Here is a 13,271-nt window from a genome sequence, read left to right on the forward strand (position 1 = left end):
GACCGGGAATGTAGGAGCGGCTTCCAGCCGCGATAATGCGGCGTTGCTCCAGGTGCCCCGGCCCTCCCTCGCGGCCAGAGGCCGCTCCCACAGGGGGCCAGGATGGGACGGCGCTCAGGACCGGAACACGAGGCCGCCGTCATCCGCGTCGATGTGCACCACGGCACCCGGCGCGAACTCACCGGACAACAGCCGCTGCGCCAGCGGATTCTCGACCTGCGTCTGGATTGCCCGCTTCAGCGGCCGGGCCCCGTAGACCGGATCGAATCCCGCCTCGCCCAGGCGGTCGAGCGCGGCCTCGCTGACCTCCAGCGCGATGTCGCGTTCGGCCAGGCGGTCGCGCAGAATGGCGAGCTGGATGTCGGTGATCGCGCGGATCTGCTCCCGGCCCAGCGGGTGGAAGACCACGACGTCGTCGACCCGGTTGATGAATTCCGGCCGGAAGTGCTGCCCGACCACCTCCATCACCGCGGCCTTCATGCGCGGATAGTTCTCCTCTCCGGCCATCTCCTGGATCAGTTGCGAACCGAGATTCGAGGTCATCACGATCACCGTGTTGCGGAAGTCCACCGTGCGCCCGTGGCCGTCGGTGAGCCGGCCATCGTCCAGTACCTGCAGCAGCACGTTGAACACGTCCGGGTGCGCCTTCTCCACCTCGTCGAGCAGGATCACCGAGTACGGCTTGCGGCGCACCGCCTCGGTCAGGTAGCCGCCCTCCTCGTAACCGACGTAGCCGGGAGGCGCGCCGATCAGCCGGGCCACCGAGTGCTTCTCCATGAACTCCGACATGTCGATCCGCACCATCGCCTCGTCCGTGTCGAACAGGAAGGAGGCCAGCGCCTTGGTCAGCTCGGTCTTGCCCACGCCGGTCGGTCCGAGGAACAGAAAGGATCCGTTCGGGCGGTTCGGATCGGAAAGCCCCGCGCGGGAACGCCGGATCGCATTCGCAACCGCGTGCAGGGCCTCTTCCTGTCCCACCACACGCTGCGAAATGGCCTCTTCCATGCGCAGCAGCTTGTCCCGCTCGCCCTCGAGCATCTTGGACACCGGGATCCCGGTCCAGCGCGAGACGACCTCCGCGACCTCCTCGTCGGTGACACTGTTGCGCAGCAGCCGGGTCTCCTTGCCCTCCATCTCGGAGGCCTGCTCCAGTGCCTTCTGCAACTCCGGGATGCGGCCGTACTGAAGTTCCGACATCCGGTTCAGGTCCCCCGCGCGTCGTGCGGCCTCGAGCTCCATGCGCGCACGCTCGAGCTCTTCCTTGGTCTGCGCGGCGCCGGTGACCGCCGCCTTCTCGGCCTTCCAGATCTCCTCGAGATCGGAATACTCCCGCTCGAGCCGCGTGATCTCGTCCTCCAGCGCCGCGAGGCGCTTGCGCGAGGCCTCGTCCGTCTCCTTCTTCATCGCCTCGCGTTCGATCTTCAGCTGGATCAGTCTCCGGTCGAGACGGTCCATCTCCTCCGGCTTGGAGTCGATCTCCATCTTGATCCGGCTGGCCGCCTCGTCGATCAGGTCGATGGCCTTGTCCGGCAGTTGCCGGTCGGTGATGTACCGCTGCGACAGCTGGGCGGCGGCGACGATCGCGGGGTCGGTGATCGTGATTCCGTGGTGCACCTCGTAACGTTCCTTCAGGCCCCGCAGGATCGCGATCGTGTCCTCCATCGTCGGCTCGTCCACCAGCACCTTCTGGAAGCGCCGCTCCAGCGCCGCATCCTTCTCGATGTGCGTGCGGTACTCGTCGAGCGTGGTCGCGCCGATGCAGTGCAGTTCGCCGCGCGCCAGCGCGGGCTTGAGCATATTGCCCGCATCCATTGCGCCCTCGGCCTTGCCGGCACCGACCATCGTGTGCAGCTCGTCGATGAACAGGATCACCCGGCCCTCTTCCTTCGACAGGTCCTTCAGCACGCCCTTCAGCCGCTCCTCGAAGTCGCCACGGTACTTCGCGCCGGCGAGCAGCGCGCCGAGGTCGAGCGCCAGCACGCGCTTGTTCTTCAGGCCCTCCGGCACCTCGCCGTTGATGATGCGCTGGGCCAGGCCCTCGACGATCGCGGTCTTGCCGACACCGGGCTCGCCGATCAGCACCGGATTGTTCTTGGTGCGCCGCTGCAGCACCTGGATCGCCCGGCGGATCTCCTCGTCGCGGCCGATCACCGGATCGAGCTTGCCCTGCTCGGCGCGCTCGGTCAGGTCCATGGTGTACTTCTCCAGTGCCTGGCGGGTGTCCTCGGCACTCGGATCATCGACGCTGGCGCCGCCGCGCATCTGCTCGACCGCCGCCTCCAGGTTTGCCTGGGTCACGCCGGCCTTCTTCAGGAGTTCCGCCGCGGCACCGCGATCCTGCGCGGCCGCCAGCAGGAACAGCTCCGACGAGATGTACTGGTCGTTGCGCTGCTGCGCGAGCTTGTCGGCCACGTTCAGCAGCCGGTTCAGGTCGTTGGAGACGTGGACCTCGCCGGGCGTGCCCTCCACCCGGGGCAGGCGCCCGAGCGCCTCGCCGAGCCCGGAGCGCAGCTGGTTCACGTTCGCACCGGCCTGTTCCAGCACCGGCCGCACGGTACCGCCCTCCTGGTTCAGCAGCGCCGCAAGCACGTGCACCGGCTCGATGAACTGATGATCGCGGCCAACGGCCAGCGACTGCGCGTCGGCCAGCGCCTCCTGGAATTTCGTGGTCAGTCGATCCATACGCATGAACGGGTTCCCCTCGGGAAGAAGTTTGATCTGACACACAAGGTGGGGGTATGTGCGACCGTTTCAAGGGCCGGAGCGGTGTTGTGCACTGCGGCTGCATTCGGGGGTAGCTCGCGGCAGATGTTGCGCGGCGGCAAACGGTGCCACGCGGCAGGTGGTGCCACGCGGTGAATCTGGCGGGCTGGCCGGCGTCCCGCAGACCGCGAGGTCGGCTCCGCATCCGGGCACCCCCGTCAGATGAACGGGTCTCAGGCCACCCGCCAGATCAGGGTGGCCATGCGGCCGCAGGTGCCGTCGCGGCGGTAGGAGAAGAAGGTCTCGGGCTCGGCGTGGGTGCAGCGGCCGCCACCGTGGATTTCGCGCAGGCCCGCGCGCTCGAGCCTGAGGCGGGCGAGGCGGTAGACGTCGGCAAACCAGCGGTCGCCGGTGCCCGGTCTGAAGGCGTCCGCGGCTTCGGCATCCCGGCCGACGAAGGCCGCGCGGACCTCCGGGCCCACCTCGAAGGCCTCCGGGCCGATCGCGGGACCGAGCCAGGCGGTGACCTGTGCCGGGGGATATCCCAGGGCATCGAGCGTGGCCTCCAGCACACCACCGGCCAGGCCGCGCCAGCCCGCGTGCGCGGCGGCGACCTCGCGTCCGTCGAGCGTCGCGAAGAGCACCGGCAGGCAATCGGCGGTCTGCACGCTGCAGACCTCGCCCGGAGCACGGGCGACCACCGCATCGGCCTCGAGCGCGGCGGTCATCGCCGCCGCATCAACCACCGCGGCACCGTGCACCTGTGTCGGCCAGACCGGCGGCTGGGGCAGCTCCAGTGCCGCGGCGAGCAGGCTCCGGTTGCGCTGGACGGCCTCCGGGTCGTCGCCCGTGTGCAGCGCGAGGTTGAGGCTCTGCCACGGTCCGGTGCTGACGCCACCGGCGCGGGTGGTCTGGGCCGCGCGCAGGTTCGGCGGCAGCGGCCAGTCGGGAACGATCAGCGGCAGGCCGCTCACGGCCGGTCCCCGGAGGCCTCCATCGCCGCGGCGTCGAGCTCCAGGGCATCGAGCAGCGCCTGGAAGTCAGCGGGCAGCGGGGCCTCGAAACGGCACTCGGCACCGGTGACCGGGTGCATCAGGCCGAGAACGGCGGCATGCAGCGCCTGGCGCCGGAAGGCCGCCAGCGCCTGCGCCGCCGCCTCGGTCATCCCGCGCACCGGCCGCGGGCGCCCGCCGTAGGTCGGGTCACCGACCACGGGATGACCGGCCTGAGCCATGTGCACGCGGATCTGGTGAGTGCGCCCGGTATCCAGGCGGATCGCCAGCAGGCTGTGCGCGCGCAGGCGCTCCAGGATCCGGTAGTGGGTCACCGCCGGCCTGCCGCCGCTGACCACCGCCATGCGCTTGCGGTCGACCGGGTGGCGGCCGATCGGGCGATCGATGGTCCCGCCACTGATCGGCAGGCCGCGGACCAATGCCCGGTACTCCCGGTGCACGCTGCGCTGCTGGAGCTGGCGCACCAGGCTGGTCCGTGCGGCCGGGGTGCGCGCGACCACCAGCAGCCCGGTGGTCTCCTTGTCCAGGCGGTGCACGATGCCGGCGCGCGGCAGCGCCGCGAGTTCCGGGGCATGGTGCAGCAGCGCGTTCACCAGCGTGCCGGAGGGATGCCCGGCCGCGGGATGCACCACGAGCCCGGCCGGCTTGTTGACCACGATGATCGCCGCATCCGCGTGCACCACGTCGAGGTCGATCGCCTCTGCGCGCGCGGCGGACTCGGGGGGCTCCGGGACCACCAGACATATCTCCTCTCCGCCCCGCACGGTCGTCTTGGGCTTCGGCTGAGCGCCATCGACCGTCAGCATCCCCTCGCGAAGCCACTGGCTCAACTGGCTGCGGGAGTATTCCGCGAAGACGCGCGCAAGCGCTGCATCGAGGCGCTGCCCCGCCAGTTCCCGCGGCAGCATCACGGACCGCCGTTCAGTACCGGCCATTGCCGCCACGCGGCCCCCGGCCGCATTGCTGTAGAATCCGCGCCTGATGCATTGTTCTCGAGGCCCCACCGTGTCGGTAGTTCGCTGGTTGATCGTCCTGGCCGTCATCTTAACCGTGTCCGGCTGCGCGGCCCTGCAGGAGGACCCGACGGCGGACTGGTCGGCGAGCCAGCTGTACGGGGAGGCGAAGGCCGCCCTGGATTCCGGGAACTACCCGCAGGCGGTCGAATACTACGAACTGCTGGAGGCCCGCTTTCCCTTCGGCCGCTTTGCGCAGCAGGCGCAGATCGAGATCCCCTACGCCTACTACAAGGCCGGCGAAGCCGAGGCGGCACTGGCCGCGGTCGACCGCTTTGTGCAGCTGAACCCCCGGCATCCGAATCTCGACTATGCCTATTATCTGCGCGGACTGGTCAATTTCGACCCTGACCAGGGGCTCCTGAGCCGGGCCTTCCCGATGGATCCGGCGGAGATGGACACCCAGCCGCTGGAGGAGGCCTTCCAGGACTTCGGCCGTCTGGTCAGCGAATACCCGGAGAGCCGCTACACGCCGGACGCCCGGCAGCGGATGGTCTTCATCCGCAATGCCCTGGCTGCGCACGAACTCCGGGTGGCCCAGTTCTACATCGAGCGCCGGGCCTGGGTCGCGGCCGTGCAGCGCGCCCGGTACGTGGTGGAGCGCTATCCCGGTGCGGCAGTCATGCCGCAGGCGCTGGCCATCCTCTACCAGAGCTACCGGGCGCTGGATCTCGACCAGCACGCCGAGAACACGATGGCGGTGCTGGAACTGAACTACCCCGAGCAGGCGGAGGCGGTTCTGGCCGGGCAGCCCGTGGTCATCGACGCGGAGACGGGTGGGCTGCGGGGCTGGTTCGAGCGGCTGCCCTTCTTCGCGAACTGAGGCGGGCCGTCCGGGCGGCGCCAATCACGACGGCGTTGCCCGGCGCCCCCGGGGATGCGGCTCGCCTTGCGCCCGGTTCCCGCTACAATGCGTCCGCACCCTCCTCGCGGGTGCGGATGCGCACGGCGCGGTCGACCGGGGTGACGAAGATCTTGCCGTCGCCGATCTTGCCGGTGTTCGCCGCGTTCACGATCGCATCGATGCACAGGTCCACCTGACCGTCGTCAACCACGACTTCGAGCCTCACCTTGGGCAGGAAGTCCACCACGTACTCGGCGCCGCGGTAGAGTTCGGTGTGCCCCCTCTGCCGTCCGAAACCCTTCACCTCGGTTGCGGTCATGCCGGTGATGCCGGCCTCGGTCAGGGCCTCTCGCACGTCCTCCAGCTTGAACGGCTTGATGATCGCTTCGATCTTCTTCATGACTCCTCCTGGGAATGGGGCTGCTCGCCCCTCCGGCCCTCGCGATAGCCGGAAGTGATGGGATAGCGCCGGTCGCGGCCGAAGGCGCGCGCGGACACACGCACACCGGGGGCCGCCTGGCGCCGCTTGAACTCCGCCAGGAAGACCATGTGCGCGATGCGCTCCACGGTCTCCCGGTCGAAACCGCGCGCGACGATCTCGTCCACCGAGGACTCCTGCTCCACAAAGGCCTCGAGGATCTCGTCCAGCACCGGGTAGGGTGGCAGATTGTCGACGTCCTGCTGGTCCGGTGCCAGTTCCGCGCTCGGCGGGCGGGTGATCACGCGTTCGGGGATCACCCGGCTGATCCCGTTGCGCATGCGCGCCAGGCGGTAGACCCATTGCTTGGTCACGTCGCGCAGGGGGGCAAACCCCCCGGCCATGTCGCCGTAAAGGGTCGCATAGCCGACCGCCATCTCGCTCTTGTTGCCAGTGGCGAGCAGCAGCTTGCCGGTCCGGTTGGACAGGGCCATCAGCACGACTCCGCGGCAACGTGACTGCAGATTCTGCTCGGTCACGTCCCCGGGGTTCTGGTTCTGGTCCGGGAAGGACTCCCGCAGGCCTGCCCGGAATGCCTCCACCATCGGTTCGATCGCGAGTTCGCGGTAGTCGATGCCGAGCCATGACGCGGTCTGCCGGGCATCGTCGATGCTCATCGACGCGGTGTATCGGTACGGCATCATCACCGCCTCCACCGCGTCGGGTCCCAGGGCATCCACGGCCAGGGCCGCGGTCAGGGAGGAATCGATGCCGCCGGAAAGCCCCAGAAGCACGCCCGAAAAGCCGTTCTTGCGCACATAGTCGCGGATCCCGACCATGATCGCGCGGTACATGTCCAGGGCCTCCGGGTCGACCACGGCGGGCTCCGCGGCGGCACCCTCCTCGTCGTCGCCCCAGACCAGCGAGTCGGGGTGCGGGTGCTCGAGTTCGACCGCCTGCTCGCGTATCCGCAGGACACCGTCCCCCGCCCGCTCCACGTCGATCACCGCAAGACCGGCGACCCAGGCCGGCAGCAGCGGCTGCACCGCTCCGTCGGCCGCCACCACGAAGGAGCGTCCGTCGAAGACCAGTTCGTCCTGTCCCCCCACCGAGTTCAGGTACACCACCGGGCGGCCGGTCTCCTGCACGCGCGCCCGAACCACCGCCTCGCGTTCCGCGGTCTTGCCCCGGTGGTAGGGGGACGCGTTCAGATTCAGGACGAGTTCCGCACCGGCCGCAGCCGCCAGGGCCGTCGGCTCGGGCCGCCAGATGTCCTCGCAGACGGTCAGTGCCACCCGCAGCCCCGCAATCTCCGGTACCACGGCCTCGGTGCCGGGATGAAAGTAGCGGCGCTCATCGAAGACACTGTAGTTGGGGAGCCTGTGCTTCGCGTACTGTGCCCGCACCCGGCCGTCACGAAGCAGCAGCGCCGCATTGATCACGCCGGCGCCGGTCGCCAGCGGTGCGCCGATCACCAGGTCGATCCCCCGGGCACCGGCCGCGACGCGTTCGATCTCCGCCGCGACATCCTGGAGAAACCGGGGCCGCAGGAGCAGGTCCTCCGGCGGGTAGCCGGTGATCGCGAGTTCGGGGAAGACCGCGACGTCCGCGCCCAGGACCCGTGCACGCTCCGACGCCTCGAGCATGCGCGAGGCGTTCTCGCGCAGGTCTCCGACCACGGGATTCATCTGGACCAGGGCCATGCGCAGACTCGCTCTGGAGGGCATCGTATTGGCCCGGCTCCGCTTGCGTGCGCTTCAGCCGAGGGCCCGGGCCATTGCGGCACCGAGCTCTGCCGGACTCGCCGCGATCTCCGCACCCGCCTCGCGCAGGGCCGCGATCTTCTGACCCGCGGTACCCTGCCCGCCGGCAATGATCGCGCCCGCGTGGCCCATCCGGCGGCCCGGCGGAGCGGTGGCCCCGGCGATGTAGGCCGCGACCGGCTTGTCGAAGGACTCCCGAATGAAGGCTGCGGCCCGTTCCTCCGCCTCGCCGCCGATCTCGCCGACCAGCAGCACGCCCTCGGTCTCCGGATCCCCGGCGAACAGCCGGAGACAGTCGACGAAGTCGAGCCCCTGGATCGGATCCCCGCCAATCCCGATGCAGGTGCTCTGCCCCAGGCCGAGGTCCGTGGTCTGCTTTACCGCCTCGTAGGTCAGGGTGCCCGAGCGCGACACGATACCGACGCGGCCGCGGCGGTGGATGTAACCCGGCATGATGCCGACCTTGCAGGCCTCGGGCGTGATGATCCCCGGGCAGTTGGGACCAATCAGGCGCGTTCGGCCCTGAACCAGGTACTGCTTCACGCGGATCATGTCCTGCACCGGGATGCCCTCGGTGATGCAGACCACCAGTTCGACGCCCGCATCGGCCGCCTCGCAGATCGCATCCGCGGCAAAGGCGGCGGGCACGTAGATCATGGTCGCCTGGGCGCCGGCCTCCTGCACGGCCTCGGCGACGGTATCGAAGACCGGCAGATCCAGATGCCGCTGCCCGCCCTTGCCCGGCGTCACGCCCCCGACCATCCGGGTGCCATAGGCGATGGCCTGTTCCGAGTGGAAGGTGCCCTGCTTCCCGGTGAAGCCCTGGCAGATCACCCGGGTATCGCGATCGACCAGGACGCTCACGCCGCGGCCTCCACGGCGGCCCGTGCCGCCTCGTCGAGATCTGCGGCGGCCGCGATATCCAGCCCGCTGCGCGCGAGGGCCTCGCGGCCTGCCTCGGCGTTCGTGCCCTCGAGCCTCACCACCACCGGCACCTGGACCTGCACCTCGCGGATCGCGGCAATGATGCCCTCCGCGATCAGATCGCAGCGCACGATCCCGCCGAAGATGTTCACCAGTACCGCGCGCACGGAGGCATCGGAGAGGATCAGCTTGAAGGCGGCGGTCACGCGTTCCACGGTGGTGCCCCCGCCCACGTCCAGGAAATTGGCGGGCTGACCGCCGTGATGCTGGATCAGGTCCATGGTCGCCATCGCGAGCCCGGCCCCGTTGACCATGCAGCCGATGTCGCCGTCCAGGCGGATGTAATTGAGATCATGTCCGTGGGCGCGCTCCTCCGCCTCGTGCCGCTGCCGCGCGTCGCGCAGGCCGAAGATCTCGCGCTGCCGGTATGCCGCCGAGTCATCGATCACCAGCTTCGCGTCGAGCGCGAGCAGTTCCTGATCGGCGGTCAGCACCAGCGGGTTGATCTCCAGCAGCTGCGCGTCCGCTGACCGGAACAGGCGATGGGCATCCTGCACCAGCTGGCCGGCGGCCCGCGCCGGTTCCCCCTGCAGGCCGAATATCCGCGCCACGCGGCGACCGTGGAAGGGCATCACCCCGGTGGCCGGGTGGATCGGCAGCGTCACCACGGCCTGCGGACGCTCGCGCGCCAGTGTCTCGATGTCCATGCCCCCCTCGGCAGAGACGACCATCACGATGGACGCACGGGCACGGTCCACCAGCATCCCGAAGTAGAACTCGCGATCGATTGCCGCGGCCGGCTCCATCAGCAGCTGGTCCACCGGCAGACCTTCGGGACCGCTCTGTGCCGTGACCAGCCGGGACCCGAGCAGACGGCCGGCGGCCTCTTCGGCCTCCCGGGCGCTCCCGACCGCGACGACACCGCCCGCCTTGCCGCGGCCACCGCTGTGCACCTGGGCCTTGATCAGTGCGGTCCCGCCATCGAGCCGCGCCCAGGCCACACCGGCATCTTCCACGCCGGTGATCAGTTCGCCCTGCGGCACCGCGATGCCGGACGAGCGGAACAGGGCCTTGGCCTGGAATTCGTGAAGGTTCATGCGCGCTGAGCATAGCGAGCCACCGGTCCAGCCACAACCGTCACCGGATGCGGTGCGGGTTGCGCTGCGAGGCGGGTTCCTGTGGTCGGCCCGGGCCTCACCGCCTCAGACGGACCTGATGTTAGAATCCGGGCATGAGACTGCTGCTGCTGATCGCCGCGATCGTGGGCGTGTTCCTGATTGTCCGCACGCTCCTTCGCAGCGCCGGACGTAACAGGCCCGAGCAGCCCGAGCGGCTGAAGCAGCAGGGCGCGGTGGTACGCTGCGCGCACTGCGGCGTTCACGTGCCACAGCTCGAGGCCTATCGTTCCGGCAACCGCATGTATTGTTCCCGGGACCATGCCCTTGTGGACCAGCGCGATCGTAGCGAAGGCTGATCCCCGTGATCGCCCATGAAGAGATTTCGCGGTCACTCTGGCTGACCGCGCTGTACCGGCTCTTCGTCGCCCTCTTCCTGATCTGGCTGGCGACGCTCGCTCCCGGCGATCCGGGCTTCGCGCCCCCGGCACCCGTGTCCTACCTGTTCATCGGTTCCGCCTACCTGGTGTTCGCGCTGGTGCTGGTGGTGGTGGCACGCAATCCCGACGGGGAATTCAGGGGCCTGCTGCAGTACAAGGCCATTGGAGGCGCGCTGCTGGACGTCCTCGCGATCAGCCTGATCCTGCTTACTGCCGGGGGCGTGCAGAGCGGCCTCGGCCTGCTGCTGATTCCGGCAGTCGCCGCGACCGCCACCATGACCCGCGGCCGGACCAGCCTGTTCATCGCGGCCCTGGCGACCCTGATGATCCTGCTGACCGAGCTGCTGATCGGGCCCGCCATGCCGTGGCCATTTGCGGCGGGCCCGACCCAGGCCGGCCTGCTCGGCGCGACGCTCTTCATCGCGGTGGTGCTGACCTCGCGGCTCGCCCAGCGCGCGGGCAGCAGCGAGGCGCGCGCCGTGCGCCAGGAGATGGCCCTTGCCAGCATGGCCGAACTGAACGCCCAGATCATCGCCCGCATGGGCGCCGGGGTCATCGCGCTGGATCCGGAGGGCAACGTCCTCAGCATCAACGAGGCCGCGCGCCGCCTGCTGCCGCCCCGGAGCGGGTCGACGATCGACGAGCTGTCGCCCCGCCTCAAGGCGATCGTTGCGCACTGGCAGGAGCACAGCGGCCGCTCGGAGCTCCACGTGATCCCCGGAGACGAGGAACAGACGGAACTCGAGGTGCGCCTGGCGCCGCTGGGGATGTTCGGGGAACAGGGCGCACTGCTGTTGATCGACGACGCCGCGGAGAGCAAGCGCCGGGCGCAGGCCGCGAAGCTGGAGGCCATGGGCCGGCTGACCGCGAGCATTGCCCACGAGATCCGCAATCCCCTCGGGGCGATCAGCCACAGCGCCCAGCTGCTCGCGGAATCGCCGAACCTCGGCGCCCCCGATCAGCGCCTGCTCGACATCATCCAGAAGCAGAGCCAGCGGGTCGATGGGGTGATCCGCAACGTCCTCGGCCTGTCGCGCGGCGGTTCCCCGCAGCGCGAGATGCTGAACCTCAGGGAGCGGCTCGAGCGCTTCGCCGAGGACTTCTGCAGCGCGACACAGATGCCCCGGAGTTCGCTGCGCATCAGCATCCATCCGGAGGATTCCGAGGTGCTGTTCGATCCGTCACAGCTCAACCAGGCCCTGTGGAACCTGTGCATGAACGCCCGGCTGCACGGCGGTCACGACCAGCCCGGCAGCGCCCCGGTGGTCCTGCGCGGCGGCGCGGGCCAGATACGCCGCTCCGTCACCCTCGACGTGATCGACGACGGCCCCGGGGTACCGCCCGAGGACCGCGAGGGGCTCTTCGAGCCGTTCTCCTCGAAGTCGCCGGGCGGCACTGGACTGGGGCTTTACATCTCGAGGCTACTCTGCGAAAACAATGGCGCTGCGCTCGAGTATGTGCAGCAGCCCCGGGGGGGATGCTTCCGGATCCTCTTCGCACCCACGGATTCGCCCGTCCAGGGGTCGAATCTCAAGGAACCGCCAACCCTGGCCGACAACCCGGGATGAGCGGGGGCCGACGCCCCCCCCAACTGTCCGAACCGAGTGTCATCCCAGGTCATGTACGCAAGCGCAGCAACGATCACGAGCCACGCATCCCGAGGGCGGCGGATGAGCATCAAGCACGTGCTGGTCGTCGACGACGAACCGGACATCTGCGCGCTGCTGGAGATCACGCTGCAGCGCATGGGCATCGAAACCACCAGCACCACGCGCATGCGGGAGGCACTGGACCTGGTCGGCCAGCGCACCTTCGATCTGTGTCTGACCGACATGCGCATGCCTGACGGCGACGGCCTCCAACTGGTCGAGCACATTCAGCGTCACTGCCCCGACCTTCCGGTCGCGGTGATCACCGCCCACGGCAGCGTCGACAGCGCGGTGAGCGCGCTGAAGCTGGGGGCCTTCGATTTCGTGACCAAGCCGGTCAATCTGGACATGCTGCGCCGGCTGATCGACAACGCGCTGAAACTGGGGAAGGCCCCGGCCCCGGATGATCCGTTGCAGGACCCTGCCGAGTCGACGGATCCCGGTCCGCTGCTCGGGCGTTCCGAGGCCATGAACCAGCTGCGCGGAAAGGTCGCGCGGCTGGCGCGCAGCCAGGCGCCGGTGATGATCCTCGGCGAATCCGGATCCGGCAAGGAGCTCGTCGCCCGCGAGATCCACCGTCTCGGCTCCCGCAGCGATCAGCCCTTCGTCCCGGTAAACTGCGGTGCGATCCCGTCAGAGCTGATGGAGAGCGAGTTCTTCGGACACTGCAAGGGCGCCTTCACGGGGGCGGTTCGGGACAAGGTCGGCCTGTTCCGCGAGGCACACGGGGGCACACTGTTCCTGGACGAGATCGCCGAGCTTCCGCTGGCGCTGCAGGTCAAGCTGCTGCGCGCGCTGCAGGAACGCGCCATCAAGCCGGTGGGTTCGGCGCGCGAGGAGAACGTCGACGTCCGCATCCTGTCGGCCACCCACAAGGACCTTGCGGCCGAGGTGGACGAGGGGCACTTCCGTCAGGACCTGTACTACCGTCTGAACGTCGTCGAGCTGCGGGTGCCTCCGCTGCGGGAACGCCCCGAAGACATCGCGTCCCTGGCCAAGCACATCCTCGGCCAGATCGCGGACCGCTGGGGACTCCCGCCCCTGTCGCTGGAATCCGCTGCAATGGACCGCCTCGCCGGGTACCACTTCCCGGGAAACGTGCGGGAACTGGAGAACATCCTGGAGCGGGCCGCGGTAATGGTCGACGGGCCGGTGATCGACGCCGATGCGCTCGAGTTCCCGGAACGCGGGCCCGCCCAGCGCAACGCGGCGCTGACCGTCAGCGACAGCGTGGGGCTGGACGATCAGCTCGCGGAACAGGAACGCGCCGCGCTGGAGGCGGCGCTGGCCAGGACGGGCGGCAATCGGACAGCGGCGGCCCGGCTGCTCGGCCTGAGCTTCCGGCAGCTCCGTTATCGTCTGAAGAAGCTTGGTATCGACTAGTGGGAG

At 69.3% G+C, this 13,271-nt stretch carries 11 protein-coding genes; 4 read left to right on the forward strand and 7 right to left on the reverse strand.

Annotated elements, in window-relative coordinates; all coding sequences use genetic code 11:
* Window positions 1-114: 114 nt before the first annotated feature.
* The 3 genes from clpB to rluD all read right to left on the reverse strand — a co-directional run bounded on the left by clpB (window position 115) and on the right by rluD (window position 4,651).
* The gene (gene clpB, locus ACESMN_RS11825; RefSeq protein WP_373053815.1) at window positions 115-2,682 is read right to left on the reverse strand and encodes an ATP-dependent chaperone ClpB; all 2,568 of its coding nucleotides are present in this window, start codon (window positions 2,680-2,682) and stop codon (window positions 115-117) included.
* Between the two features lie 254 nt (window positions 2,683-2,936).
* A complete protein-coding gene (pgeF, locus tag ACESMN_RS11830; RefSeq protein ID WP_373053806.1) occupies window positions 2,937-3,677 on the reverse strand; it encodes a peptidoglycan editing factor PgeF in 741 nt (246 codons plus the stop codon).
* Window positions 3,674-4,651, reverse strand: a complete 978-nt coding sequence (gene rluD, locus ACESMN_RS11835; RefSeq protein ID WP_373053807.1) for a 23S rRNA pseudouridine(1911/1915/1917) synthase RluD — start codon at window positions 4,649-4,651, stop codon at window positions 3,674-3,676. Before rluD ends, pgeF begins: the two co-directional genes overlap by 4 nt.
* Window positions 4,652-4,697: 46 nt before the next feature.
* Here rluD and ACESMN_RS11840 point away from each other — a divergent pair, with 46 nt between their 5' ends.
* Window positions 4,698-5,552, forward strand: a complete 855-nt coding sequence (locus tag ACESMN_RS11840) for an outer membrane protein assembly factor BamD (RefSeq protein WP_373053808.1) — start codon at window positions 4,698-4,700, stop codon at window positions 5,550-5,552.
* Window positions 5,553-5,634: 82 nt separating this feature from the next.
* Here the strand turns inward: ACESMN_RS11840 and ACESMN_RS11845 are convergent, their stop codons facing one another.
* The 4 genes from ACESMN_RS11845 to sucC are packed head-to-tail and all read right to left on the reverse strand — an operon-like array spanning window position 5,635 to window position 9,775.
* Window positions 5,635-5,973: a P-II family nitrogen regulator gene (locus ACESMN_RS11845; RefSeq protein ID WP_373053809.1), complete on the reverse strand. Its 339-nt coding sequence runs from the start codon at window positions 5,971-5,973 to the stop codon at window positions 5,635-5,637.
* Window positions 5,970-7,718 (reverse strand): NAD+ synthase, encoded by a 1,749-nt coding sequence (locus ACESMN_RS11850; RefSeq protein ID WP_373053810.1) that lies wholly within the window; start codon window positions 7,716-7,718, stop codon window positions 5,970-5,972. The genes ACESMN_RS11845 and ACESMN_RS11850 overlap by 4 nt, the downstream gene beginning before the upstream one ends.
* A gap of 30 nt (window positions 7,719-7,748) precedes the next feature.
* Window positions 7,749-8,618 (reverse strand): succinate--CoA ligase subunit alpha, encoded by an 870-nt coding sequence (gene sucD / locus ACESMN_RS11855; RefSeq protein ID WP_373053811.1) that lies wholly within the window; start codon window positions 8,616-8,618, stop codon window positions 7,749-7,751.
* Window positions 8,615-9,775: an ADP-forming succinate--CoA ligase subunit beta gene (gene sucC / locus ACESMN_RS11860; RefSeq protein WP_373053812.1), complete on the reverse strand. Its 1,161-nt coding sequence runs from the start codon at window positions 9,773-9,775 to the stop codon at window positions 8,615-8,617. The genes sucD and sucC overlap by 4 nt, the downstream gene beginning before the upstream one ends.
* A 134-nt stretch (window positions 9,776-9,909) precedes the next feature.
* Between sucC and ACESMN_RS11865 the strand changes: the two genes are divergently transcribed.
* The 3 genes from ACESMN_RS11865 (at window position 9,910) to ACESMN_RS11875 (ending at window position 13,265) form a co-directional block, all read left to right on the forward strand.
* On the forward strand, window positions 9,910-10,152 hold the full coding sequence (locus ACESMN_RS11865; protein WP_373053813.1) for a PP0621 family protein: 243 nt from the start codon (window positions 9,910-9,912) through the stop codon (window positions 10,150-10,152).
* Window positions 10,152-11,801: a two-component system sensor histidine kinase NtrB gene (locus ACESMN_RS11870; RefSeq protein WP_373053816.1), complete on the forward strand. Its 1,650-nt coding sequence runs from the start codon at window positions 10,152-10,154 to the stop codon at window positions 11,799-11,801. Before ACESMN_RS11865 ends, ACESMN_RS11870 begins: the two co-directional genes overlap by 1 nt.
* Window positions 11,802-11,903: 102 nt before the next feature.
* Window positions 11,904-13,265 carry a sigma-54-dependent transcriptional regulator gene (locus ACESMN_RS11875; protein WP_373053814.1) on the forward strand — a complete coding sequence of 454 codons (1,362 nt, stop codon included), beginning with the start codon at window positions 11,904-11,906 and terminating at the stop codon, window positions 13,263-13,265.
* Window positions 13,266-13,271 lie beyond the last annotated feature (6 nt).

Source organism: Thioalkalivibrio sp. (assembly GCF_041690275.1).
In the GTDB taxonomy this organism is placed as follows: Bacteria; Pseudomonadota; Gammaproteobacteria; order Ectothiorhodospirales; family Ectothiorhodospiraceae; genus Thioalkalivibrio.

Bases quoted from the DNA above. Each gene is read 5' to 3' on its own strand.
- clpB (WP_373053815.1), bottom strand. From the start codon at position 2,682: ATGGATCGACTGACCACGAAATTCCAGGAGGCGCTGGCCGACGCGCAG.
- rluD (WP_373053807.1), bottom strand. From the start codon at position 4,651: ATGGCCGGTACTGAACGGCGGTCCGTGATGCTGCCGCGGGAACTGGCG.
- ACESMN_RS11840 (WP_373053808.1), top strand. From the start codon at position 4,698: ATGCATTGTTCTCGAGGCCCCACCGTGTCGGTAGTTCGCTGGTTGATC.
- ACESMN_RS11845 (WP_373053809.1), bottom strand. From the start codon at position 5,973: ATGAAGAAGATCGAAGCGATCATCAAGCCGTTCAAGCTGGAGGACGTG.
- ACESMN_RS11850 (WP_373053810.1), bottom strand. From the start codon at position 7,718: ATGCCCTCCAGAGCGAGTCTGCGCATGGCCCTGGTCCAGATGAATCCC.
- sucC (WP_373053812.1), bottom strand. From the start codon at position 9,775: ATGAACCTTCACGAATTCCAGGCCAAGGCCCTGTTCCGCTCGTCCGGC.
- ACESMN_RS11865 (WP_373053813.1), top strand. From the start codon at position 9,910: ATGAGACTGCTGCTGCTGATCGCCGCGATCGTGGGCGTGTTCCTGATT.
- ACESMN_RS11875 (WP_373053814.1), top strand. From the start codon at position 11,904: ATGAGCATCAAGCACGTGCTGGTCGTCGACGACGAACCGGACATCTGC.